This is a genomic window from Mesorhizobium loti, from assembly GCF_003148495.1.
Lineage (GTDB): Bacteria > Pseudomonadota > Alphaproteobacteria > Rhizobiales > Rhizobiaceae > Mesorhizobium > Mesorhizobium loti.
The window spans coordinates 524,856-548,742 of the sequence record NZ_QGGH01000004.1 but is presented as its reverse complement, the minus strand read 5'-3'; the positions used below and the strand labels follow the sequence as shown (position 1 = coordinate 548,742).

The 23,887-nt window shown below is 63.5% G+C and carries 21 protein-coding genes; 12 read left to right on the top strand and 9 right to left on the bottom strand.

What is annotated here, in order from left to right; genetic code table 11:
* Positions 1-28: 28 nt before the first annotated feature.
* Genes C8D77_RS19455 through C8D77_RS19435 form a run of 5 tightly spaced genes read left to right on the top strand, consistent with a single transcriptional unit; the run spans position 29 to position 5,229 of the window.
* A complete protein-coding gene (locus C8D77_RS19455) occupies positions 29-1,570 on the top strand; it encodes a sugar ABC transporter ATP-binding protein (protein ID WP_109666608.1) in 1,542 nt (513 codons plus the stop codon).
* On the top strand, positions 1,567-2,547 hold the full coding sequence (locus C8D77_RS19450) for an ABC transporter permease (RefSeq protein WP_109666605.1): 981 nt from the start codon (positions 1,567-1,569) through the stop codon (positions 2,545-2,547). The genes C8D77_RS19455 and C8D77_RS19450 overlap by 4 nt, the downstream gene beginning before the upstream one ends.
* A complete protein-coding gene (locus tag C8D77_RS19445) occupies positions 2,544-3,539 on the top strand; it encodes an ABC transporter permease (protein ID WP_109666602.1) in 996 nt (331 codons plus the stop codon). The genes C8D77_RS19450 and C8D77_RS19445 overlap by 4 nt, the downstream gene beginning before the upstream one ends.
* On the top strand, positions 3,539-3,856 hold the full coding sequence (gene rhaM / locus C8D77_RS19440) for an L-rhamnose mutarotase (RefSeq protein ID WP_109666600.1): 318 nt from the start codon (positions 3,539-3,541) through the stop codon (positions 3,854-3,856). Before C8D77_RS19445 ends, rhaM begins: the two co-directional genes overlap by 1 nt.
* Positions 3,853-5,229 (top strand): FGGY-family carbohydrate kinase, encoded by a 1,377-nt coding sequence (locus tag C8D77_RS19435; protein WP_109666598.1) that lies wholly within the window; start codon positions 3,853-3,855, stop codon positions 5,227-5,229. The genes rhaM and C8D77_RS19435 overlap by 4 nt, the downstream gene beginning before the upstream one ends.
* An 86-nt stretch (positions 5,230-5,315) precedes the next feature.
* Here the strand turns inward: C8D77_RS19435 and C8D77_RS19430 are convergent, their stop codons facing one another.
* The 3 genes from C8D77_RS19430 to galE form a co-directional block, all read right to left on the bottom strand.
* A complete protein-coding gene (locus tag C8D77_RS19430) occupies positions 5,316-7,142 on the bottom strand; it encodes an alanine racemase (protein WP_109666596.1) in 1,827 nt (608 codons plus the stop codon).
* Between the two features lie 2 nt (positions 7,143-7,144).
* On the bottom strand, positions 7,145-8,395 hold the full coding sequence (locus C8D77_RS19425) for a D-amino acid dehydrogenase (RefSeq protein WP_109666593.1): 1,251 nt from the start codon (positions 8,393-8,395) through the stop codon (positions 7,145-7,147).
* Positions 8,396-8,501: 106 nt separating this feature from the next.
* Positions 8,502-9,497: a UDP-glucose 4-epimerase GalE gene (galE, locus tag C8D77_RS19420; protein WP_109666590.1), complete on the bottom strand. Its 996-nt coding sequence runs from the start codon at positions 9,495-9,497 to the stop codon at positions 8,502-8,504.
* Between the two features lie 267 nt (positions 9,498-9,764).
* On the opposite strand from galE, the gene hemA reads away from it, so the two are divergent.
* Complete coding sequence (hemA, locus tag C8D77_RS19415) at positions 9,765-11,042, top strand: 5-aminolevulinate synthase (RefSeq protein ID WP_109666803.1); 1,278 nt, start codon at positions 9,765-9,767, stop codon at positions 11,040-11,042.
* A 147-nt stretch (positions 11,043-11,189) separates the two neighbouring features.
* Here hemA and C8D77_RS19410 read toward each other — a convergent pair whose 3' ends face one another.
* Positions 11,190-12,356, bottom strand: coding sequence for a pyridoxal phosphate-dependent aminotransferase (locus C8D77_RS19410; RefSeq protein WP_109666588.1), 1,167 nt, complete (start codon positions 12,354-12,356; stop codon positions 11,190-11,192).
* 110 nt (positions 12,357-12,466) lie between these two features.
* A complete protein-coding gene (mscL, locus tag C8D77_RS19405) occupies positions 12,467-12,889 on the bottom strand; it encodes a large conductance mechanosensitive channel protein MscL (RefSeq protein WP_013533610.1) in 423 nt (140 codons plus the stop codon).
* Between the two features lie 356 nt (positions 12,890-13,245).
* On the opposite strand from mscL, the gene C8D77_RS19400 reads away from it, so the two are divergent.
* The gene (locus C8D77_RS19400; RefSeq protein WP_109666586.1) at positions 13,246-16,734 is read left to right on the top strand and encodes a PAS domain-containing hybrid sensor histidine kinase/response regulator; all 3,489 of its coding nucleotides are present in this window, start codon (positions 13,246-13,248) and stop codon (positions 16,732-16,734) included.
* Position 16,735: 1 nt separating this feature from the next.
* On the opposite strand, the gene C8D77_RS19395 is transcribed toward C8D77_RS19400, so the two are convergent.
* Both C8D77_RS19395 and C8D77_RS19390 read right to left on the bottom strand, forming a co-directional pair.
* Entirely contained in the window at positions 16,736-17,395 is a 660-nt protein-coding gene (locus C8D77_RS19395) for a response regulator transcription factor (protein ID WP_109666584.1), read from the bottom strand.
* A gap of 124 nt (positions 17,396-17,519) precedes the next feature.
* Positions 17,520-17,948: a hypothetical protein gene (locus tag C8D77_RS19390; RefSeq protein ID WP_056588273.1), complete on the bottom strand. Its 429-nt coding sequence runs from the start codon at positions 17,946-17,948 to the stop codon at positions 17,520-17,522.
* 107 nt (positions 17,949-18,055) lie between these two features.
* On the opposite strand from C8D77_RS19390, the gene C8D77_RS19385 reads away from it, so the two are divergent.
* Both C8D77_RS19385 and C8D77_RS19380 read left to right on the top strand, forming a co-directional pair.
* Positions 18,056-18,406: a DUF952 domain-containing protein gene (locus tag C8D77_RS19385; protein WP_109666581.1), complete on the top strand. Its 351-nt coding sequence runs from the start codon at positions 18,056-18,058 to the stop codon at positions 18,404-18,406.
* Complete coding sequence (locus C8D77_RS19380) at positions 18,403-19,482, top strand: quinone-dependent dihydroorotate dehydrogenase (RefSeq protein ID WP_109666579.1); 1,080 nt, start codon at positions 18,403-18,405, stop codon at positions 19,480-19,482. The genes C8D77_RS19385 and C8D77_RS19380 overlap by 4 nt, the downstream gene beginning before the upstream one ends.
* On the opposite strand, the gene C8D77_RS19375 is transcribed toward C8D77_RS19380, so the two are convergent.
* Positions 19,475-20,815 (bottom strand): MATE family efflux transporter, encoded by a 1,341-nt coding sequence (locus C8D77_RS19375; RefSeq protein ID WP_109666801.1) that lies wholly within the window; start codon positions 20,813-20,815, stop codon positions 19,475-19,477. The genes C8D77_RS19380 and C8D77_RS19375 overlap by 8 nt on opposite strands.
* Positions 20,816-20,947: 132 nt before the next feature.
* Here C8D77_RS19375 and C8D77_RS19370 point away from each other — a divergent pair, with 132 nt between their 5' ends.
* Positions 20,948-21,853: a histone deacetylase family protein gene (locus C8D77_RS19370; protein WP_109666576.1), complete on the top strand. Its 906-nt coding sequence runs from the start codon at positions 20,948-20,950 to the stop codon at positions 21,851-21,853.
* Between the two features lie 56 nt (positions 21,854-21,909).
* Here C8D77_RS19370 and C8D77_RS19365 read toward each other — a convergent pair whose 3' ends face one another.
* Positions 21,910-22,173 (bottom strand): DUF6460 domain-containing protein, encoded by a 264-nt coding sequence (locus C8D77_RS19365; RefSeq protein WP_109666574.1) that lies wholly within the window; start codon positions 22,171-22,173, stop codon positions 21,910-21,912.
* Positions 22,174-22,635: 462 nt separating this feature from the next.
* On the opposite strand from C8D77_RS19365, the gene C8D77_RS19360 reads away from it, so the two are divergent.
* Both C8D77_RS19360 and C8D77_RS19355 read left to right on the top strand, forming a co-directional pair.
* The gene (locus C8D77_RS19360) at positions 22,636-23,253 is read left to right on the top strand and encodes an outer membrane protein (RefSeq protein ID WP_109666571.1); all 618 of its coding nucleotides are present in this window, start codon (positions 22,636-22,638) and stop codon (positions 23,251-23,253) included.
* A gap of 213 nt (positions 23,254-23,466) precedes the next feature.
* Complete coding sequence (locus C8D77_RS19355) at positions 23,467-23,859, top strand: hypothetical protein (protein WP_109666568.1); 393 nt, start codon at positions 23,467-23,469, stop codon at positions 23,857-23,859.
* The last annotated feature ends 28 nt before the right edge of the window (positions 23,860-23,887 follow it).

Here is a 23,887-nt window from a genome sequence, read left to right as displayed (position 1 = left end):
GACCTTGTTTTCAGGGCTTGATACGACTATGGACACGACAGCCCAACCCGGCACGGTGAAGGAGCGGCCTCTGGCCTCGGCCCCACGCCTGACTCTGTCCGGCATCTCCAAAAGCTTTCCCGGCGTGCGCGCGCTGCACAATGTCAGCCTGTCGCTCTATCCGGGCCAGGTAACCGCGCTGATCGGCGAGAACGGCGCCGGCAAGTCGACGCTGGTCAAGATCATGACCGGCATCTACCAGCCTGACGAGGGCACAATCAGCATCGACGGCCAGGCCGTCACCCTGCCCAGCGCGCATGCCGCCTTCGGCTATGGCGTCACCGCCATCCACCAGGAAACCGTGCTGTTCGACGATTTGACGGTTGCCGAAAATATCTTTCTCGGCCACGCGCCACGCACGCGCTTCGGCACCATCGACTGGCGCACGATGCGCAAGAATGCGCGCGAGGTGCTCGACACCATGCATGCCGGCCATATCGGCGCCGACGCGCGGCTGAAGGACCTCGGCATCGCCAACAAGCATCTGGTCGCCGTTGCGCGTGCCATGTCGATCGACGCGCAGATCGTCATCATGGACGAGCCGACCGCCGCCCTTTCGATGAAGGAGATCGAGGAGCTTTTCCTGCTCATTGAGTTCCTCAAGAGCGAAGGCAAGGCGATCCTGTTCATCAGCCACAAGTTCGACGAGATCTACCGCATCGCCGACCGCTACACGGTGTTCCGCGATGGCGAGATGGTCGGTGAAGGCCTGATCAGGGATGCCGGCCAGAGCCAGATCGTGCGCCTGATGGTCGGCCGCGCCGTCGATCACATCTTCCCGCAACGCAAGGCCGAGATCGGCGCACCGGTGCTCTCCGTCTCCGGCCTGTCGCACCCGACCGAATTCAACGATATCGGCTTCGAGTTGCACAAGGGCGAGATCCTCGGCTTCTACGGCCTGGTCGGCGCTGGGCGCAGCGAGGTGATGCAGGCGATATCAGGCATTACCCGCACCTCAAGCGGCACGATCACGCTGGAAGGCAAGACGATCGCGCCGAAATCGGCGGCGGATTCCATCGATGCCGGCATCGTCTATGTGCCGGAAGAACGCGGCAAGCAAGGCGTGGTGATCGGCCTGCCGATCTTCCAGAACGTCTCGCTGCCGTCGCTCAAGCGCACCTCCAAGTCAGGCCTGCTTCGGTTGTCCGAGGAATTTGCGCTCGCCCGTTCCTACACCGAGCGGCTCGACCTCAGGGCCTCCTCGCTCAGCCAGGAGGTCGGCACGCTGTCGGGCGGCAACCAGCAGAAGATCGTCATCGCCAAATGGTTGGCGACCGCGCCCAAGGTGATCATCCTGGACGAGCCGACCAAGGGCATCGACATCGGCTCCAAGGCAGCAGTGCACGGCTTCATGGCCGAGTTAGTGGCGCAAGGCCTGTCGGTGATCATGGTGTCGTCGGAACTGCCTGAAATCCTCGGCATGTCCGACCGCGTCGTCGTCATGCGCGAGGGTCTCGTCGCAGCGGTCTACGACAACAAGGGACTGGACGCCGAGACGCTTGTCAGGACAGCAGCAGGGATCGCGGCATGAAGGCTTTCCTCAAATACCGTGAAATCTGGCTGTTCGCGGCCATCGTCGTGCTGATCGGATTGATCTCGACGCGCTTCCCGGCCTTTGCCGACCCCGGCAATCTGCGCCAAGTGTTCAACGACACCTCGATCCTGATGATCCTGGCGCTGGGCCAGATGGTCGTCATCCTGACCCGGTCGATCGATCTGTCGATGGCGTCCAACCTCTGCTTCACCGGCATGGTGGTGGCGATGCTGAACGCCGCGCATCCGGCGATCCCGATCCCGCTGCTGATCGTCATCGCACTGCTGGTCGGGCTGGTGCTCGGCGCCATCAACGGCCTTTTGGTGTGGCGGCTAAACATCCCTTCGATCGTGGTCACATTGGGTACGCTGACCATCTATCGCGGCGCCACCTTCGTCCTGTCCGGCGGCGCCTGGGTCAATGCCGACAAGATGAGCCCGGACTTCATCGGCTTCCAGCGTGCGGCCTTCCTCGGCATTCCGGTGCTGTCGTGGATCGCCATCCTGGTCATTGCGCTGTTCTTCGTCTTGATGACGCGCACCGCGCTCGGCCGCTCGATCTATGCCATCGGCGTCAACCCGACGGCTTCAGTCTATGCCGGCATTGATGTCGGCCGGACGAAATTCATCGTCTTCTGCATCTCCGGCATGATCGGCGGCCTCTCGGGCTATCTCTGGATCTCGCGCTATGTGATCGCCTCGGTCGAGGTCGCCAACGGCTATGAGCTTAACATCATCGCCGCCTGCGTCATTGGCGGCATTTCCATCGCCGGCGGCATCGGCTCGGTCGGCGGCGCGGTGTTGGGGGCGCTGTTCCTCGGCATCATCTCCAACGCGCTGCCGGTCATCAACATCTCACCCTTCTGGCAGATGGCGATTTCGGGCAGCGCCATCATTCTGGCCGTCGTGCTCAACGCGCGCGGCGAACGCCAGCAGGGCCGCATCATCCTCAGAAAGGTGGAGGCGGTGACATGACCGACATCCCTGCCCCGCGCCACATTCCCGACCGGCTCGACAAGCCGTTCCGTGCGGCGATCTTTTCCTGGGAAGCGCTGCTGGTCGTGGTGGCCGTCGCCATCTTCGCCATCAACAGCTTCGCCTCGCCCTATTTCCTCGACCCGTATTCGCTGTCCGATCTCACCTTCAATTTCACCGAGAAGGGTCTGATCGCCTTTGCCATGGCGCTGCTGATCATCTCGGGCGAGATCGATCTGTCGGTGGCCGCCATCATCGCGCTGGCGTCGACCATGATGGGCATGGCCGTGCAGGCCGGCGCCGGCACACCGGTGCTGGTGCTGATCGGCATCGTCGTCGGGCTTGGTTGCGGCGCCTTCAACGGGTTGCTGGTGACAAGGCTCGGCCTGCCCTCGATCGTCGTCACCATCGGCACGATGAGCCTGTTTCGCGGCATCGCCTTCATCATCCTCGGCGACCAGGCCTACAAGGGCTATCCCGAAAGCTTCGCCTTTTTCGGCCAGGGCTATGTCTGGTGGGTGGTGTCGTTCGAACTTGTGCTCTTTCTGATCGCTGCCGTCGTTTACTGGTTCCTTCTGCACCGCACGAGTTTCGGCCGTCGCGTCTTTGCCATCGGCAACAATCCGGTCGCTGCACAATTTTCCGGCGTGCGCGTCGGCCGCACCAAGTTCATGCTGTTCTGCCTGACCGGGCTGATGTCGGGCATCGCCTCGGTGCTGATAACCTCGCGGCTCGGTTCGACGCGACCGTCGATCGCACAGGGTTACGAGCTGGAAGTCATCACCATGGTGGTACTCGGCGGCGTCAGCATTCTTGGTGGCGCCGGCAGCATTGTTGGCGTCGTGCTCGCCGCCCTCATCATGGGGCTGGTGACCTTCGGGCTTGGCCTGCTCAACGTGCCCGGCATCGTCATGTCGATCTTCATCGGCCTGCTGCTGATCATCGTCATCGCGCTGCCGATTGTCTGGCGGCGGCTGCGTGGTAACAGCTGATGCCTGAGAAATACGCGTTCAAGATGAAGCTCAAGCCGGGCATGAAGGCCGAGTACAAGCAGCGCCATGACGAGATCTGGCCGTCGCTGGTCTTATTGCTTAAACAGGCCGGCGTCTCCGATTATTCCATCCATCTCGACGAAGAGACCAATATCCTGTTCGGCGTGCTGTGGCGGCGAGACAACCACAGCATGGACGAACTGCCCAAGCATCCGGTGATGCAGCGCTGGTGGGCACACATGGCCGACATCATGGAGACCAGGCCGGACAACGAGCCGGTGGCCGTGCCGCTGGAAACCGTGTTCCATATGGCATGAGTGCGATGCGCCACGTCGCCGTCATCGACATCGGCAAGACCAACGCCAAAGTGGCGCTGGTCGACCTCACGACGTTGAGCGAGGTCGCGCTGCGCCGCACGGCCAATGCGCCGGTGCGGCTAGCGCCCTACCCCCGCCACGATGTCGAGGCACTGTGGACGTTCATCCTCGACAGCCTTGCCAGCCTCAACCGCGAACAGCGCATCGACGCCATTTCGATCACGACACATGGCGCGACGGGCGTGCTGGTCGATGCCGCGGGCGAGCTGGTGCTGCCGGTGCTCGACTATGAATTCGACGGCCCCGACCGGCTGGCAGCGGACTATGAAGCGATCCGCCCGCCTTTCGCCGAGACCGGCACGCCGCGCCTGCCGCTCGGCCTCAATCTCGGTGCACAATTCTTCTGGCAGCAGAAAAGCTTCGCGGCGGAGTTCGCCAGGGCTGCAGCGATGCTGATGTACCCGCAATACTGGGCCTTGCGACTGACCGGCATCGCCGCTAACGAGGTGACTTCACTCGGCTGCCACACCGATCTGTGGAACCCGTGGACGGCGGATTTTTCATCATTGATCGACAGCCTGGAATGGCGCGGGCTGATGGCGCCGGTGCGGACGGCGAGGGATCGCCTCGGCCCGATCCTGCCTATCGTTGCGGTGCGAACCGGACTCGATCCGCAAACGCCGGTCTTCTGCGGCCTGCATGATTCCAACGCCTCGCTGCTGCCGCATCTTCTCTCCGACAAACCGCCTTTCTCCGTCGTCTCGACCGGCACCTGGGTGGTGTCGATGGCGGTCGGCGGCAAACAGATTGCGCTGGATGCCGCGCGCGACACTCTGGTCAATGTCAACGCACTCGGCGATCCCGTTCCCTCGGCGCGCTTCATGGGTGGCCGCGAGTTTTCCGTGCTGACGAAGGACCTACCGGAGCAGTGGACCGAAGCCGATGTCGGCGCCGTGCTGGCGCGAAAGGTGCTGCTGCTGCCGTCGACCCAGCAAGGGTCGGGACCGTTCCCGCATCAGACTGCGATATGGCTCAACGCCGACGGCATGAACAATGGCCAGCGCTTTGCTGCCATCTCGTTCTATCTGGCGTTGATGACGGCGACCTGCCTCGACCTGATCGGCGCCGACGGCCCGACCACAATCGAAGGGCCCTTTGCCCGCAACCGGCTCTTTGTCGGCATGCTGGCAGCCGGCACGGCACGTGCCGTTGTTGCGTCCGAGGCTGCCACCGGCACCAGCATCGGCGCCGCATTGCTGGCAACCGATCAACGGATGGCGCAGGGCAAAGGCGAAAGAATGGATCCGCCAACCGACCCGGTCTGGGCCGACTACGCCAGTGCCTGGCGCGCGGCAGTCGAAGTGCAGGGATAGGGTCTGTCTGTTTGGGCATGGTCTCTGGACAAACGATTTCCGTTTGTCCGAGAAAACCGGAACCCACTTTTCGGGACCATGCTCAGCTACAAGATCCGCTTGCCGAAAACCGACATGACGAAGTTGATCACGTCGGTGCCGATCCGGGGCTCCAGATCCGCGGTCAGCCCCGAAACATCCATCGACAGCAGACCGCCGGAGAGCGCGATCGCCTCCATCGCCCGATGCGTCTCGCGCACGGTCAGCCCGCCGGAGCCCGCAGCCCAGCCCGCGAATTCGGTTGCGGTAGGCGAGTAGCTGACATGGAAGCCTTGCGTGCCGGATGTGGCGATGCGTATCGCCTCATGCATCAGGTCGCGCATGCCCATGGCATCGATATCGGTCATGGTGAAGGCCGACACGCGTGAATCCTTCAGCACCCGTGCTTCGGCCGGGTCGGCATGGCGCAAGCCGACAATGACGACATTCTCCGGCGACAGCTGCGGCTGCAGCGCACCCGCCTTGTGGTCGAGGCCGAGGGTACGCGCCAAGACCGAGCCTTGCGGCAAGTCGATGCCGTCCTCGTCCTCGGGCATCAGGGCGGCGATGGAATCGATCCAGATCAGGCCGAAGGAATGCGTCGCGCGCGCCGCTGCGGTCAGCGCCTTGTGGGCGATGCGACGGTCGGCGCCGGCAGTCAGCCGGATCAGCCCCGATGGCGGCCGCTCGACATCGGCCAGTTCGACGACGTCGAAATTCATCGCTTCCAGCCGCGCGCCGGTGCCTTCCCGAGCCAGTATGCCGGCAGCCCCCTGCTCGGCCGTGATCTGCACCATCTTGCGGCCGGAAAAGTCCTCGACGTCATGCATCGGGGCCTTCTCGACATATTCCGAAGTCATCGCCAGCAGCATGGCGCCATAGCTCATGCGGAAGGCAACGCGGTCGCCGACAGCCGGCGGCGGATCGGCATCGGCGACATCGAGCAGCAGATGGTCGCTTGAGGCGCCGAGCACCCGTATCCCCTTGGCAATCGGTGTCAGCCCCTCGACCAGCACGTCCTCGCGGCCGATATTGGCGATGGCGCGCAGCCTGTCGCCCTCGTCGGGAAAGACCGGCTGGTTGCCGAAGGCGTCGTAGCCCGATTGGCCGATCGGCCGTGACGGCTTGAGCTTGACCTCGATGATGTCGCTGGTCAGCCGGCAGGCATCGGGTTCGAGCTCGGCCCATGGCGTGTCGCGGAAGGTCTCGACGCCGCCCTGCAGGATCGCCTCGCCGACCCGCAGATTGTTGATGCCGGCCGGCAGCTTGCCTTCGAGCAACAGCGGCAGCGACGACGAGGCGCCCCCGGAAATCCAGTCGAGGCTTTTGCCGGACAGGCGCTCGGTCTTGTAGGCATGGGCGACGAGTTGCCCAAGGTTTTCCGGCGTCGGCATGATGGCGCCGAAGCAGCCGAGATTGGTGCCGATGCCGGCAATGCGCACGCCATTGAACTGTAGTATCTGTTCGACCGTCGGGATGAGGTCATTCGGCCAAATGCCTTCGCGGAGATCGCCGAGATCGATCATCAGCATGATGTCGTGGACGCGGCCCATGCGCTCGGCGATGCGCGAAATCTCGCGGATGGTGGCGAGTTCCGACTGCAGGCTGATGTCGACGGTGCGCACCACCTCCTCGACACGCGCCATCGGCGGACTGCGCAGCAGCATGATCGGCGCGTTGATGCCACTGTCGCGCAGCCGGCGGATGTTCTCGAAGCGCGATTCGGCGATACCGGCAACGCCGCCGCGCAGCATGGCGCGCGCCACTTGCGGCATGCCGCATGTGCCCTTGGTGACGCCGAACACCTTGATGCCAGACAGCGCGCAGCGCTCGACGATCGTGCGCGCATTGCGCTCGATGCGGCCAAGGTCGATGGCGACTTGCGGTCCCGACATCTCTAGCCCCCGTAGACCAGCCCTTGCGGGTCGATCTCCGGCTTGCGGCCGGCGACGAGGTCGGCGAGGAATTTGCCGGAGCCGCAGGCCATGGTCCAGCCGACATGGCCGTGGCCGGTGTTGAGATAAAGGTTGCTGAAACGCGCCTTGCCAATGACCGGCACCGAGTTCGGCATCATCGGCCGCAGGCCCGCCCACAGCTCGGCCTTGTTCTCGTCGAAGGCGCCGGGGAACAGGTCCTTGCCGGTCCTGAACATGGCGGCGAAATCGCTCGGCCGGAAGGTACGGTCGAAACCGGTGAATTCGGCGGTCGAAGCGAGCCGCAGCCGGTTGCCAAGCCTGGAATAGGCAATCAACTGATCCTCGTCGGCGCCGCCCATGGTCGGGCCCTTGCTTTCGTCCTCAAGCGGAATCGTCGCGGTATAACCCTTCACCGGGTAGATAGGCAGGTCGATGCCGTAGCGGCGCCCGAGCAGGCCGCTTTCCGGCCCCATCGACATGACCACGGCATCGCCGAGAACCGGTCCGGCCGAGGTCATCACCGCGCGCACCCGGTCACCCTCGATGTCGAGGCCCTCGACCGTCGTGCCGTAGAGAAACGTCACGCCGAGTTTCCCGGCCGCGTGGGCGGCGAGCTTTTCCACGAACTGCCGGGAATCGCCGGTCTGGTCGATCGGCGAATAGACGCCGCCGGCGATCTTTTCCTTCACTCCGGCAAGACCCGGCTCGAGCTCGATCAGCCGGTCGCGGCCGACGATCTCGATCGGCAGGCCATGCTCGGCCAGATAGCGATAGTTGTCGGTGCCGGTGTCGAGACTGTGCTGCGAGCGGAAGAAATAGAGGATGCCCTTCTTGCGCTCGTCATAGTGAATGCCGGTATCGGTGGAGATGGCGTTGATACAGTCGCGCGAATAGAGCGCCAGGCGCAGCTTGACCCGGCTGTTGGCACGCAGGCGCTCTTTCGTGCATTGGCGCAGGAAGCGCAGGCTCCAGGCGAGGAAGTAGGGATCGAAGCGCAGCCGCACCTTGATGCCGAGATCATGGTTGTAGAGCGCGCGCAGGAAGGTCTTCAGCGCCGCCGGCGAAGCCCAGGCGGTGGCATCGCCCGGCGAGACCAGGCCGGCGTTCGACTGGCTGGTGCCGCGCGCCGGCGCCGCATGGCGCTCGATCACGGTGACCTCGTGGCCGTCGCTGGCCAGATAATAGGCGGCTGCCGTACCGACGACACCGGCCCCGAGCACCGTTATCTTCATGCCATCCCCCCAAAAGCTCTTCGCGGCGCAGCGCCTCCACGCCGTGCCGCGAATGCCTTCAATAGCGCTTCGCCACGTGCCTTGCGAGCCCCTGGGAGAACCCGGCTCAGCCGCGCGCGGAGTTCTTGCCGGTCAGGATGCGCTCCCAGGCGAGCGCGTCGGCAACGATCTGGTCGAGATCGTCGCGCTGCGGGGTCCAGCCGAGTTCGGCGCGGGCGAGATCCGAATTGGCAACCACCGCGGCGGCGTCGCCGGGGCGGCGATCGCCCATCTTCACCTCGAAATCATGGCCGAAGGCACGCCGCACGCTGTCGATGACCTCGAGCACCGAATAGCCATGGCTGTAGCCGCAATTGGCGACCAGGCTCGCGCCCCCGGCGCGCAGCCGCTGCAGGGCCAGGCGATGCGCCGCCGCCAGATCGCTGACATGGATATAGTCGCGCATGCAGGTGCCGTCCGGCGTCGGATAGTCGGTGCCGAACACCTGCATGAACGGCCGCTTGCCGAGTGCGGTTTCGCAGGCAACCTTGATCAGATGGGTGGCGCCCGGCGTCGACTGGCCGGTACGGCCCCTGGGATCGGCGCCGGCGACGTTGAAATAGCGCAGCGCCGTGTAGCGCAAGGGGTGCGCGATCGCCGCATCGCGCAGCATCCATTCGCTCATCAGCTTGGACAGGCCATAGGGCGATTCCGGCGCCAGGCGAGCATCCTCGCGCACCGGCTCCAGTCCGGCGCCGCCATAGACGGCAGCGGTCGAGGAAAAGATGAAATTGGGCACGCCCTCTCGGACCGCGGTCTCGATCAGCGTGCGCGTCTTGCTGGTGTTGTTCTCATAATAACTGAGCGGGTCGGCAACCGATTCCGGGACCACGATCGAGCCGGCGAAGTGGATGATCGCATCGACATGATTGTCCCTGATGATCGAACCGACCAATTCCCTGTCGGCGACATCGCCAACCACCAGCTTTGCCTCCGGCGCCACCGCCCATTCGAAACCGGTGGAAAGACGGTCGAGAACGACCACGCTCTCGCCGGCATCCAGCAGTTCCCAGACCATGTGGCTGCCGATATAACCGGCGCCGCCTGTTACCAAAACCGTCATCCGTGACCTCGCATCTCAAGATTTATCGGAAACTGTCTCAACCCCCGCCTTACTGGAAAGCCTGCCGCCTGGCCATTAGAACTCGTGGTAACCGGCATTGTCGGCATGTGGCATCGTCCTGAAACAAAATTGATCCACATCAAGGGAATAGGCCACGATCCGTGGTCGTTAGGAACAGGTCCGGGGCGTGGCATTTTGACCAAAAAGGCCCGGTGGACGACCAATAGGGCAATGATTATGATCCCGCGCAAAATTGGGAAAGTCGACATGAACTATCAGCGGTTCTTCGAGGAAGCGATCGACCAGCTCCATGCAGAGCGTCGCTATCGCGTTTTCGCCGACCTTGAGCGCATCGCGGGCAAGTTTCCGCGCGCCATCTGGCGTTCCAATGGCCGCGCCGAGGAAATCACCGTCTGGTGCTCCAACGACTATCTCGGCATGGGCCAGCATCCCGACGTCATCGCCGCGTTCCAGAACGCGGCCGGCAAAATGGGGTCGGGCGCCGGTGGCACCCGCAACATTTCGGGCACCAGCAACCCGCTGGTCGAGCTCGAAGTGGAGCTTGCCGACCTGCACGACAAGGAAGCCGCACTCGTTTTCACCTCCGGCTTTGTCTCCAATGAAGCCTCGATTTCGACCATCGCGCGGCTTTTGCCCAACTGCCTGATCATCTCGGACGAGTTGAACCACGCCTCGATGATCGAAGGCGTGCGGCGCTCCGGTGCGGAAAAGAAGATCTTCCGCCACAATGATGTCGCGCATCTGGAAAGCCTGCTGCAGGCGGCGGGCCGCGAACGCGCCAAGCTGATCGTCTTCGAGAGCGTCTATTCGATGGATGGCGACATCGCACCGATAAAGCAGATCGTCGAGCTCGCCGAGCGCTACAACGCCATGACCTATATCGACGAGGTCCATGCCGTCGGCATGTACGGACCGCGCGGCGGCGGCATCACCGAGCGCGAGGGACTGGCCGACCGGATCGATATAATCCAGGGCACCCTGGCCAAGGCGTTCGGCACGCTGGGCGGGTACATCACCGGCACAAGCGCGGTGATCGACGCGGTGCGCTCCTATGCGCCGGGCTTCATCTTCACCACGGCGCTGCCGCCGGCGATCGCCGCCGCCACCACCGCCTCGATCCGCCACCTCAAACGCTCGCAGGCCGAGCGCGATGCACAGCATCAGCAGGCGACACGAACCAAGCAGATCCTTTCGGCCGCCGGCCTGCCTGTGATGGACTCGCCAACGCACATCGTGCCGCTGCTGGTCGGCGATCCGGAGGCCTGCAAGATGGCCAGCGACCGCCTGCTCGGCGTGCACGGCATCTACATCCAGCCGATCAACTACCCGACCGTGCCGCGCGGTACGGAGCGGCTGCGCATCACGCCGACGCCGTTCCACTCCGATGCGCTGATCGCCGAGTTGCAGGACGCGCTGGTCGAGACCTGGGATGCACTCGGCATTCCCTATGGCTCCGCCGGTCGGCCATCGGTGGCCAAGAGCGACCGGATCATTCCCCTGCTGGTGCCCAAGTCAGGCGGCTGAAGCCCGTTTGAAACTCTACTCCGACGGCCATCTGACGCAGGTTTCTGCGCTTCCGGTGCTCACGGACCTGAATGTCCGCTGCGCTCCGGTTCTCGAAACCCACGCCAGCTGACTCGCCGGAGCGATTTTCAATCCGGCCTCAGGGCATCAAATAGTCTTCATCCACTTTGCCAGCCGGTGCGCGGCTTCCTCGATCTGATCGAGGCGGCGGTGGAAGCACAGTCTGAGGAAGGCTTCGCCGCCGGGACCGAAGGCGGTGCCGGGCGCCAGGCCGACATTGGCCTTGTCGACGATGTCGAAAGCGGCAGTGCGTGAATCGGTGATGCCGTCGACCGTGAAGAACAGATAGAACGCGCCTTGCGGTACGGTGAACCGGGCGCGGCCTGTGTCGCCGAGAATGCCGCAGACCAGATCGCGTGCCTTGCGCGCCCGCTCCACCTGTTCGGCAACGAAGGCATCACCCTCATCAAGGGCTGCAACCGCACCGCGCTGCATGAACTGGGCGACGCCGGAGTTGGAATACTGGATCAGGTTCTCGAACACCTGCTGCAAGGCGGGATGTGTCTTGATCCAGCCGACGCGCCAGCCGGTCATCGCCCAGTTCTTGGAAAAACTGTTGACGAACAGGATGCGGTCTTCCGCCGTGGCGATGTCGAGGAAGGACGGCGCACGGCCGTGGCTGTAGTGGAACAGCGAATAGATTTCGTCGGCGATGATCCAGAGGTTCTTCGTGCGCGCAAGATCGAGGATCGCCTGCAAGGTCTCGTGATCGGCGGTCCAGCCGGTCGGGTTCGACGGCGTGTTGATGAACAGCGCTTTTGTGCGCGGCGTGATCGCCGCCGCAATCTTCTCGACGTCGCAGGACCAGCCATTGCCGGAATGATCGAGCGTGACCGCCACCGGAACGGCGCCCGATATCCCTGCTGCGGCATCGAAATTCGGCCAGGCCGGCGACAGATAGATGACCTCGTCGCCGGCACCGGCGAGCGCGTCGAGCGCCAGCTGGATGGCATGCATGCCTGACCCGGTGACGATGAATTGCTCCTCAGGGAAGGTCTTACCGAAATGCCTGGCATAGTAGCGGGAAAGCGCCTGCCTGAGATCTGGGATGCCCTTTTGCCAGGTGTAGAACGTCTCGCCGCCGGCCAGCGCCTTCGACGCGGCATCGGTGATGAACGAAGGCGTCGGCAAGTCGCCCTCGCCGGCCCAGAGCGGGATCATGCCTTCGCGCAGGCGGCCGTAATTGACGACGGCGACAATGCCGCTTTCGGGTGCGGCGCGGGCCTCCGTGCGCAAGCTGTCGATCAAAGTCATGGGCGGGTCCGTTCCGATCTCGGGTATTGATCCGCGCTCCTTACCAGATGCGAAAACAGAAAACCCCGGCCGCGAACGACCGGGGTCTTGGTCCAGCAATGCTTTGCGGATTATCTTCTGGCGAGCAAGTCGCGAATTTCGGTGAGCAGCGCGACGTCAGCGGGCGGCGGAGCGGCTGGTGCAGCCGGCTTCTCGCGTTCAAGCCGCTTGCGCATGTTGTTCACCGCCTTGACCATCAGGAAGATGATGAAAGCGAGAATAAGGAAGTTCAACGCGACGGTGATGAAGCTGCCATACGCGAAAACTGCGCCTTGCTTTTTGGCGTCCGCCAGCGAGGTGGCGTTGACGGCCGAGGAGAGCCCCAGGAAATAGTTGTTGAAGTCCAAGCCGCCGAAAATCGCGCCGACGATCGGCATGATGATGTCATTGACAAGGGAATCGACGATCTTGCCGAAGGCCGCGCCGATGATGACGCCGACCGCAAGGTCCATCACATTGCCCTTGGAAATAAATTCCTGGAATTCTTTCAGCATTCGACCCTCCTTGTCATGACCGGCCGAGCTGCCGCTTCCGTCCTTGCGGGCATCGACCTGAGGCAACATAACAAAAACCTGCGGTTGCAACATCGGCAAAAAGGAGAAAGCAACCGGTTTCTCCTTACCTGGCGGTAGTCTCCAAAGCGCGTCGCGTTGAAACGGATTCACGCGCCGCGCTTTGGGTGTTTGTTTTTGTGCATGTCGTTGCCCCAAAACCGCTGCGCGCTTTTGGGCGACATGCATCAGAAATCGCGGTCTTCATGCGCCCAAAGCCGTGATGGACTCGGAAGCCAAGCTGTGATTGCGTCTGGGCAAGCCGGGTTGAAATTCGGCACAGGGAGGATATTGCCGGCGTGCAGGGCTTGTTCATCGTCATCATCGCGATCGCCTATGTGACGCTGCTGTTCGCCATCGCCAGCCTAGGCGACCGCCGCTCGGCCATTTCAGGGCCGAGTCGGGCCCGTCCCTTCATCTACGCGCTCAGTCTTGCGATCTACTGCACGTCCTGGACCTTCTTCGGCTCGGTCGGCCTCTCTTCCGAACGCGGCCTCGAATTCCTCGGCATCTATACCGGCCCGGTGCTGGTCTTCGTGTTCGGCTTTCCGCTGCTCAACCGCATCGTGCGGTTGGCCAAGACGGAGAAGATCACCTCGATCGCCGACTTCCTCGGCGCCCGCTATGGCAAGAGTTTTACCGTCGCGGCGATCGCCACGCTGATCGCGACCATCGGCGCGGTGCCCTATATCGCGCTGCAGTTGAAGGCGATCTCCGGTTCGGTCAGCCTGATGGTCGAGCACTATACGGGATCGCCGCCCTCCTTCGATCCCTTCGTCAGCGACATCTCGCTGGTCGTCGCCATGCTGCTGGCGCTGTTTGCGGTGCTATTCGGCACGCGCCACGCCGACGCCACCGAACACCAGGACGGGCTGATGCTGGCGGTGGCCGTCGAAACCGTGGTCAAGCTTGCCGCCTTCCTGGCCATCGGCTTGATGGTCACCTTCCTGATCTTCGGCGGCCCGGGCGACATGTTAGACAAGCTCGCCCAGAATGCACAGGTTCGGCAGGCGATGAGCTACAACACCTCGCTCGCCACCTGGCTGGTGCTGACTTGCCTGAGCGGCTTTGCCATCATCATGCTGCCGCGCCAGTTCTACGTCACCATCGTCGAGAACCGCGGCGAGGCCGAACTGCGCACCGCAACATGGGTGTTTCCGCTCTACCTCGTAGCGATCAATCTGTTCGTGCTGCCGATCGCCTTTGCCGGCTTGTCGCTGGTCGGCACCGGAACCAGCAGCGATCTCTATGTGCTGTCGCTGCCCTTGTTCAGCGGCCATGACGTGCTGGCCATGGCGGCCTTCATCGGCGGGCTGTCGGCGGCGACGGCGATGGTGATCGTCGAGAGCGTGGCGCTGTCGATCATGATCTCCAACGACCTCATCATTCCGCTGTTCGTGCGCCGCCTGCTCAAGACCTCGACCTCCGAGACCGAAGACTGGTCGACGCTCATCCTCAATGTGCGGCGCGGAGCGATCTTCATCCTGCTGTTCATCGCCTTCCTCTATTACCGCGAGAGCACCAACAGCGCGCGCCTGTCGTCGATCGGCCTGATGTCGTTCGCGGCAATAGCACAGTTCGCGCCGGCGCTGATCGGCGGCCTGATCTGGCGCGGCGCCAATGGCCGGGGTGCAGCACTCGGCATGGTCGCCGGCATCCTCGTCTGGGGCTACACGCTGCTGTTTCCATCGCTTGCCGGACCTGACACCGAAATCATCGCGCACGGGCTGTTCGGCTTCGAGGCGTTGCGGCCGCAGGCCCTGTTCGGCACCGTCGCCGAACCGCTGAACCACGGCGTGTTGTGGAGCCTGTCGATCAACGCGGTGTTCTTTGTGCTCGGTTCCCTCTCGCGCGCATCGGTGCCGCTGGAGCGCATTCAGGCGTCGATCTTCGTGCCACGCGATGCCGGCCCGATGCCAAGCCTGCGCCGCTTCCGCACCGCCATCACCGTCAACGACCTCAAGGACACGATCGGGCGCTATCTCGGTGTCGAGCGCACCGAGCGCTCCTTCCAGTCGTTCGAAAAGACCAACGGAACCTCGCTGCACGGCAACGAGCAGGCGAGCATGGACGTCATCCGATTTTCCGAACAATTGCTGGCCAGCGCCGTCGGTTCGTCTTCGGCGCGGCTGATCTTGTCGCTGCTGTTTCGGCGCCACGACCGCGAATCCAGGGATGCCTTCCGCTTACTCGATGACGCCACCGAGGCGCTGCAGCACAATCGCGACCTGCTGCAGATCGCGCTCGACCAGATGGAGCAAGGCATCACCGTCTTCGACCGCGACTTCCGCCTGATCTGCTGGAACCGCCAGTACCGGGCCCTGTTCGACCTGCCCGACGAGATGGGCCAGGTCGGCGTCTCGCTCGACAGCATCCTGCGCCATCTCTCGGAGCGCGGCGACATTCCGGCGGAGCAGCGCGTGGCCATGCTCAACCGGCTGACCAGCTTCGTCAGCCCATGGCAGATGGAGCTGAAAACCTCGGGCCGCATCCTGGAGCTGCGGTCCAACCCGATGCCGGACGGCGGCATCGTCGCCACCTATGCCGACATTTCCGGACGCGTCGAGCAGGATCTGGCGCTGAAACGCGCCAATGAATCGCTGGAGCAGCGCGTCAAGACCCGCACCATCGAGCTGACCCGCGTCAACGAAGAGCTGGCGCAGGCGCAGATGCTGGCCGAGGAGGCCAATCTCGGCAAGACCCGCTTCCTCGCCGCCGCCGGCCACGACATCCTGCAGCCGCTGAACGCCGCCCGGCTCTATTGCTCGTCGCTGATCGAGAAGGCCGGCAAGGGGCCGACCGGCAAGGCAGCGGTCAACATCGAATCCTCGCTGGAATCGGTCGAGACCATTCTCGGCGCCGTGCTCGACATCTCCCGCCTCGACGCCGGTGCGATGAAGCCGGACGATACCGCCTTCAACCTCGATGGATTGCTGCGCCAGATCGGCAACGACTTCCGGCCGCTCGCCGCCGAAAAGAAGCTCGAGCTGACGATCATGCCGTCATCGCTGACCGTGACGACGGATCGCAACCTGTTGCGGCGCCTGATCCAGAACCTGGTCTCCAACGCCATTAAATACACGCGCCACGGCCGTGTGCTGGTCGGCGTCAGGCGGCGCGGCGAACTGGCCGAAATCCAGGTGATCGACACCGGCATCGGCATCGCCGGCGACAAGCTGAACACCGTCTTTCACGAATTCACCCGGCTGGACGAAGGCGCGCGCGAGGCCGAGGGCCTCGGCCTCGGCCTCTCCATCGTCGACCGCATCGCCCGGGTGTTGCGCCTGGAGATCCGGATCTTTTCCAATCCGGGCAAGGGCACGCGCTTTTCCGTCATCCTGCCTGTGGCGGCCGTGCAGGAGCCGCGACGCGAGATCGAGACCAGAGCCCCTGCGCGTGCGACAGCTTCGCTGGCTGGGCTGCACGTGCTCTGCATCGACAACGATGCCCGCATCCTCGAAGGTATGCGGCTGCTGCTCGAAGGCTGGGGGTGCAACGTCGATACAGTGTCCGGCTCAAGGGATCTGGACGGAGCCGCGATGCACCGCCCGGACATCGTCCTTGCCGACTACCATCTCGACGGCGAAACCGGTCTCGATATCATCGTCAGGCTGCGCGCAATCCACGGCGACAACCTGCCGGCCGTGCTGGTCACCGCGGACCGCTCCAACGAGGTGCGCACGGCCGCGGGCGGCCTCGAGATTGCGGTGATCAACAAGCCGCTGAAGCCGGCCGTGTTGCGCTCGATGATGGCCAGGGTCAGGCCGCTGGCATCGGCCGCCGAATAGGTTAGCTCGTCGGCTGCAGCGGGTCGCCGCCGATCTTGGACAGGAGGATCACCGCCTGGGTGCGGCTGTCGACGCCGAGCTTCTGCAGGATGGCGGAGACATGCGCCTTGATGGTGGCCTCGGAGACGCCGAGTTCATAGGCGATCTGCTTGTTGAGCAGGCCCTCGGCCAGCATGCCGAGCACCCGGGTCTGCTGCGGCGTCAGGGCCTGCAGCCGCTTGATCAGGTCGGATATTTCGGGATCACGCTCGACGCCAAGATCGACGCCGACGGGCGCGGCGATGTCACCGGCAAGCACCGATTGCACGGCGCCGCGGATCTCTTCCATGCTGGCCGATTTGGAGATGAAGCCGGAAGCGCCGAGATCGAGCGCCCGCCTGATGGTCGCCGGATCGTCACGCGCCGACACCACGATCAGCGGCACCGTCGGATGGATGCCACGCAGCGCGATCAGGCCGGAGAGGCCGCTGGCGCCCGGCATCGACAGGTCGAGCAGCACCAGATCGACATCCTCGTTGGCCACGACCAGCGCCTTGGCGCTCTCGAAATCGCCGGCTTCGTGGATGGCTGCGACATTGCCGATGCCGGCAAGCGCTTCGCGCAGCGCACCACGAAACAGCGGGTGATCGTCGGCGATGACGAAAGAATAGCCGGCCGGCAAATGTCCCTCCCCGAATCCCCCGATAATTTTTGCTTTTTTCGGGATCAGTTGGACGATTATGAGGGGCTGCGCGCTGTTTTCAAGCGGCAAAGCCAGCGCGCCGCGTTTTCCCTGCTTTGGACGCTCAGGTCTTCTGCGAATTGAGCTGGGCGCCGTTGTCCTTGTCCATATCCTTGACGATGCCCATGAAGCCGCGCAGGAAGCGTTCCATGTAGCTCATCGTCTTGTTGAAATCCTCCTCGCTCGGCAATTTCGATTCGAGACGGGCGGAGAGCGAATTCTCGAGCTTGGTGACGCGCTCGTCCATCGCCTTCATAGAGGTCTGCAAGCGGTCGACCTCGTCCTGGAAAGCGGCGCGTTCGTCGGCCGCCATCTTGCAGACAAGCTGGCCGGAGCGTTCCTCGCAGATCGACATGGCGCCGGTCTGCGTATCCATACGGACATAGCCGTTATCAGACTTTTCCAGCCGGTAGCGGTCGGTTTCTTCCGAATAAGCTGAAGCCGCGACCAGCGAAACGAGCGCGGCGGGGATCAAGATGTGCTGCAGACGCATGTTGTCCTCCATGGCCAAGGCCTGAAATATCGCATGTTTGCGCCGGAAATGGGGAAGACCCTTGGCGTGGCCTTTCCCACGTGGCTGGTTCGGACTATAGCGCAACCATGTCTCAGATTATCTACAAGATAACCCCGCAAGCGCCTTGGCGCGAGGCCGAAACACATGGCCGCTTCACCGGCGCGCCAATCGATGTCGCAGACGGCTTCATCCATTTCTCCACGGCGGCGCAGGTCAAGGAAACCGCGGCAAAGCACTTTGCCGGCCGGACCGACCTGCTGCTGGTCGCCATCGACGGGACCAGCCTGGGCGCGGCGCTGAAATACGAAGTCTCGCGCGGCGGCGCACTGTTTCCACATCTTTATGGTCCGCTCGATCTCAAGGCCGTGCTGTGGGTCCGACCACTGCCGCTTGGCGCCGATGGTGTGCATCAGTTTCCGGCACTGGAGGGGCAATGAGCGTGCTCGACCGGCTCGGCCAGAAGCTGCTGTTCACATTTGATCCGGAAACCGCGCATGGCATGTCGATCGCGGCGTTGCGATGCGGCCTGCCGGTCGGCGCGCGGACGACGCTCGACGCACGGCTGAAGGTGACGGTCTGCGGCCTCGATTTTCCGAATCCGCTCGGCATGGCTGCGGGCTACGACAAGAACGCCGAGGTGCCCGACGCGCTGCTTGGCCTGGGCTTCGGCTTTGCCGAGGTCGGCACGATCACGCCGCTGCCGCAGGCCGGCAATCCGAAGCCGCGCATTTTCCGGCTCACGGCGGACGAAGCGGTGATCAACCGGTTGGGCTTCAACAATGAAGGCCATGCAGCGGCCGAAAAGCGCCTTGCCGCACGCAAGGGGCGTGGCGGCATCGTCGGCGTCAACATCGGCGCCAACAAGGACAGCAGCGACCGCATCGGCGACTATGAGCGCGGTGTCGCCCGGTTTGCGCAATACGCCAGCTATCTCACCGTCAACATCTCCTCGCCCAACACGCCGGGCCTGCGCAACATGCAGGCGCGCGAGCAGCTTGGCGAACTTTTGTCGCGTGTCATGGCCGCGCGCGCCACGGCAACAGCCCAGCCGCCGGTCTTCCTCAAGATCGCGCCGGATCTGGTCGAGGCAGAGCTGGAGGACATCGCCGCAGAGGTCACCGAGAAGCGGATCGACGGCGTCATCGTCTCCAACACCACCATCTCCCGACCGGCACTGCGCAGCGGCGACACCGCGCGCGAAACCGGCGGACTCTCGGGCAAACCCTTGTTCGAACGCTCGACCATCGTGCTGGCGAAGATGCGCAAGCTGCTTGGCCCAGACCGCGCCATCATCGGCGTCGGTGGCGTCGATTCTGCCGAGGCCGCGCTGGACAAGATCCGTGCCGGCGCCGATCTGGTGCAGCTCTACACCGGCATGATCTATGCCGGGCCTGCGCTGCCGGGCCGGATTGTCGCCGCGATGGCACGCTTTGCCGGCACGGAACGGCTCAGATCCATTCGCGAGTTGCGCGACAGCCATCTCGATCGATGGGCAATGAGGCCGCTCAGCTGAACGCCGTTTGCATCCGCAACCGCAGAATGGTGAGCAGGCTGAAGCCTCGCACCAGCAGGAAGACGTGCAGCGCCGCCCACAGACCATTGTTGCCGAAAGCGGGCGCCAAAGTGAGCAGCGCGGCGCTGAAGGCGAGAAACGACAAAAGCATCATGTTTCGCATGTCGCGCGACCAGGTCGCGCCGATGAAGACGCCATCCATCTGGAACGCCAGCACACCGCTCAGCGCGGTGAACGCCGCCCACGGTAGGTAGGTGTCGGCCACTGCACGGACTTCCTGCGACGTCGTCACAAGAGCAATCAGATTGGCGCCGCCAAACAGCAGCACCAGAGTTGCAGCCCCGGCCAAGCCAAAGCCCCAGAACAGGGTCAGCCGCACGGCCTGCCGGAACGGTGCGGCGGCGCGCGCGCCGACGGCACGGCCCGCCAGCTGTTCGGCGGCGGTGGCGAAGCCATCGAGGAAATAGCCGGCGACGAGAAAGAAGTTCATCAGCACGGCGTTGGCGGCCAGCGTCACCGTGCCGAACTGGGCGCCCTGGCGGGTGAACAGCGCAAAAGCGGCGAGCAGTGAGAACGAGCGGATCATGATGTCGCGGTTGAGCGACAGCATGCGCAGGAAGGCGGCCATGTCGAGCAGGCGATGGCGCGGCAAAGGCGGCGCCGCGCGGAACCGGCTGATCACGATCGCCAGGCCGAGCAGCATGGCAAGGAACTCACCAGTGACGGTCGCCCAGGCGACGCCGGCGACGCCCCAGCCAAGCTCCAGCCCAAGCAGGAAGCAGAGCGCGATGTTGATGCCGTTCAGCACCAGTTGCAGCATCAGCCCGAGCCCGCCCTCGCCGCGCCCCAGCACATAGCCAAGGATGGCGTAGTTGATCAGCGAAAAGGGTGCAGCGAGCAGCCTGATCCTGATGTAGACGCCCATCGCCTCGCTGACGCGCGGTTCGGCGCCCATGAATTTTTGCCCGGCGATGGCGACCAGGGGCGCAAGGGCCGCAAGCACGATGCCGGCGACGACAGCGATCAGCACGGCGCGCCAGAACACCGCCTGTTCCTCCAGGGCATCGGCGCCCCCGAAAGCCTGGGCAACGAGCCCGGTGGTGCCCGAGCGCAGGAAATTGAAGGTGGTGAAGACGACGTCGAATATCAGTGCGCCGGCCGCCAGGCCGCCGAGCAAGGCGGCGTCGCCGAACTGACCAACGACAGCCGTGTCGACCAGGCCGAGCATCGGCGTCGTCAGATAGGCAAGCGTCATCGGCACGGCGATGGCGAGCACTGAACGGTTGGTGACGACAAAAGATCTGGCGTCGGCTGTGATTGCACCCTTGTCCAAAGGATTGCTGCCTTGCTGTTTGAGCTTGATCGAACAGCCGATGTGCCCCATTTTCCGGCCACCGCGCAATCACTCTTCCCGTGACGGCCAACCGAAATCCCCGGTCTGGCGCGAGCCCGCCGGATCCAGTTCATGCCCCTGCAGATCGTTCATCACCCCGACTACGACGCCGGCTTCGCCACCAACCATCGCTTTCCGATGAGCAAATATCCGTTGCTGATGGACGCCTTGCGCGCTCGCGGACTGGCCGGACCCGACGCGCTCAACACCACGGAACCCGCGCCGGCGTCATGGCTGAGACTTGCCCATGCACCGGACTATGTCGACCAGGTCATCAGCTGCTGCGTGCCCGAAAAGATCGAACGCGAGATCGGTTTTCCGATCGGGCTCCGCGTCTCGCTGCGCGCGCAGCTTGCCACCGGCGGCACGGTGCTGGCGGCGCGGCTCGCCTTGCGCCACGGCATTGCCTGCAACACCGCCGGCGGCAGCCATCATGCGCGGCGTGCGCAAGGTGCGGGCTTCTGCACCTTCAACGATGTCGCCGTCGCCGCGCTGGTCCTGCTCGCCGAAGGCGCGGCACAAAACATCCTGATCGTCGACCTCGACGTGCATCAGGGCGACGGCACGGCGGATATACTCGCTGATGATCCGCGCGTGTTCACCTTTTCCATGCATGGCGACCGCAACTACCCCGTGCGCAAGATCGCCTCCGACCTCGATGTCGCGCTGCCCGATGGCACGGGTGACGCCGCTTACATGGAGAGGCTTGCCGCCATCCTGCCGGAACTGTCCGCCCAAGCCCACTGGGACATCGTGTTCTACAATGCCGGCGTCGACGTCCATGCCGAGGATCGGCTTGGCAGGCTGTCGCTATCGGATGACGGCCTGCGCGCCCGCGACGACATGGTGATCAGCCACTTTCGCACGCTCGGCATTCCGGTCTGCGGCGTCATCGGCGGTGGCTATTCCACGGACGTACCCGCGCTTGCCGCGCGCCACGCCATCCTGTTCGAGGTGGCCTCGGCCTATGCCCGATAGTCCTTTTAAAGCATGATCTTGTCCGAAAACCGGTTCCCACTTTTCGGGATCATGCTCTACTTCCGGTAGTTGGCGAGCCTGAGCAGGATGAAGGCCGGAACGACGATGGCCGCGCCTAGCAGGATATAGCCAAGGAAACGGTCGATGGCGTGGAAGCCCAGATTCCACAGGTCGATGAAGAACTTCTGGATGCCGTAGAGCACATCCATCGGCGACCAGCCGAAGGCATTCATGACCAGGCCGACGAGGAAAGACACGACCAGCAGTTTTAGGATCACCTTGAGCGGCGAGTCGCCTAGAAAGCGCGTCAGTGCGGACAAGGCTCGTCTCCAGATTGAGGTACCCAGACTCGAGGGCGTCGGCCCAGACATACGCACTTGGCTTGCCGGCTTCAAGCCGACAGTTTTACGGGATGCCGAAGAACCTCGAGCGAGGCATTGCATGGCAAGGTTGCGCTACCGAACGGACCGAATCCGTGTCAATTTGTTAAATATGCGTAAATGGAATTACCTTAATTTATTGAAAATAAAGCGAAAAATCTTCATTTTTCGATTCCCCGCAATGTGCGTGCAATTTTCGCCTGCGAGACAGTCGGCGTCTTTCAGGTGATCGGCCGCGCGGGCGCTCTGCCCCCCTACTACAGCTGGCGAAAGCCAGTCCCAGGACCGCGCAGCCATGCCTGAAAGACACCAAATCGGAGCTCGATCGCCCCAACGGTCGAGGTCCTCGGGAATTAACCTGCGTATCGATTGCCGGATGCGCGCGTGTGTTGGAGTAATGCAGTGTTCTCTCAAGCAAAGATCATCCTGACGGCAAGTGCCCTTGCCATGTGCCTCCTCGGGCCGGCGATGGCCGCCGACCTTCTACCCGCCTACAATGATCCCCCTGCTTTCCAGTGGAGCGGCGCCTATGTCGGCGTGCATGGCGGCACGGCGTTCACCGGGATGCCGAACCCGTTTGCCGGCCGGAACGGCCTCAGCGGCGGCGTTCAAGCCGGCTACAACCAGCAGATGGGTCCAGCGGTTCTCGGTGCCGAGATCGAGGGCTCCTATCTGGGTGGCGCCGAGCACGACGTCGAGGGCGGCAAGATCAAGGAAAAATGGCGCGGTGCCGCCAAAGCCAAGGCCGGTTTGAGTTTCGACCAGACGCTACTCTTTGGAACCGGCGGCGTCGCCCTGACAAAATTCGACAAGGGCGACAATGTGAGCAGTATCGACGGCTGGAAACTTGGCTATCTGGTCGGCGCCGGCATCGAGCAGGGTTTTGCCGGCGGCCTCTCGGCCAAGGTCGAATATGACTATGTCCGCACCCCTGGCGTCGAAACGACGTCGGCCTTCGGTAAATCCAAGGCGACGATCGGCAGCCATGAACTGAAGGCCGGCATCAACTATCGATTCTAGGGCAGGCCGCGGGTTCAGTTGAACCCGTCTTGTATTCTGTTCGAACAGACCTCGCGCGGTGCCCAGACGCAATGGGTGCCGCGCAATTGCTTGCCCCATCCGCACCGGCATCGACGCGCATCGGCAGACCGCGCCTGTGCCGGGTCCTGCGTAATGTCGATGCAATCTTCACACCCTAGGTGCCGCGGATGACCTTGATGATGGGAATCAGATATGTCCAAACGCCGCGCAAACCATCTTGTGTGGATCTCGAAGGCGTTCTTCGTCGCAATCGTGCTGGCGCTGACGGGATGCGCCTCCGACATCATGAAGAACTACATCGGGCAACCGGTCGAATCGGTCATTCTGGACTACGGTCCGCCAACCGCCGTCGTTGACCTCGGGCAAGGCGAGCGAGCCTATCAGTGGCGCAAGATCTCCACCAATGCGGTTTCCGGGACCTCCAGCGGCGAGGTTCGCCACACGAAACACGGAACCGTCTACGAAGAGACCGAAACGCCTGGCTATATCGAGCGCCAGGAATGCTTCTATACGTTCTACGCCCGCGCCTCGGGCGGCCGATGGTTCATCACCAATTTTCGTCAACCGAAGCTGGAATGCGAATGAATTGCCACAGCCTGCCGGCTGCCCGTGA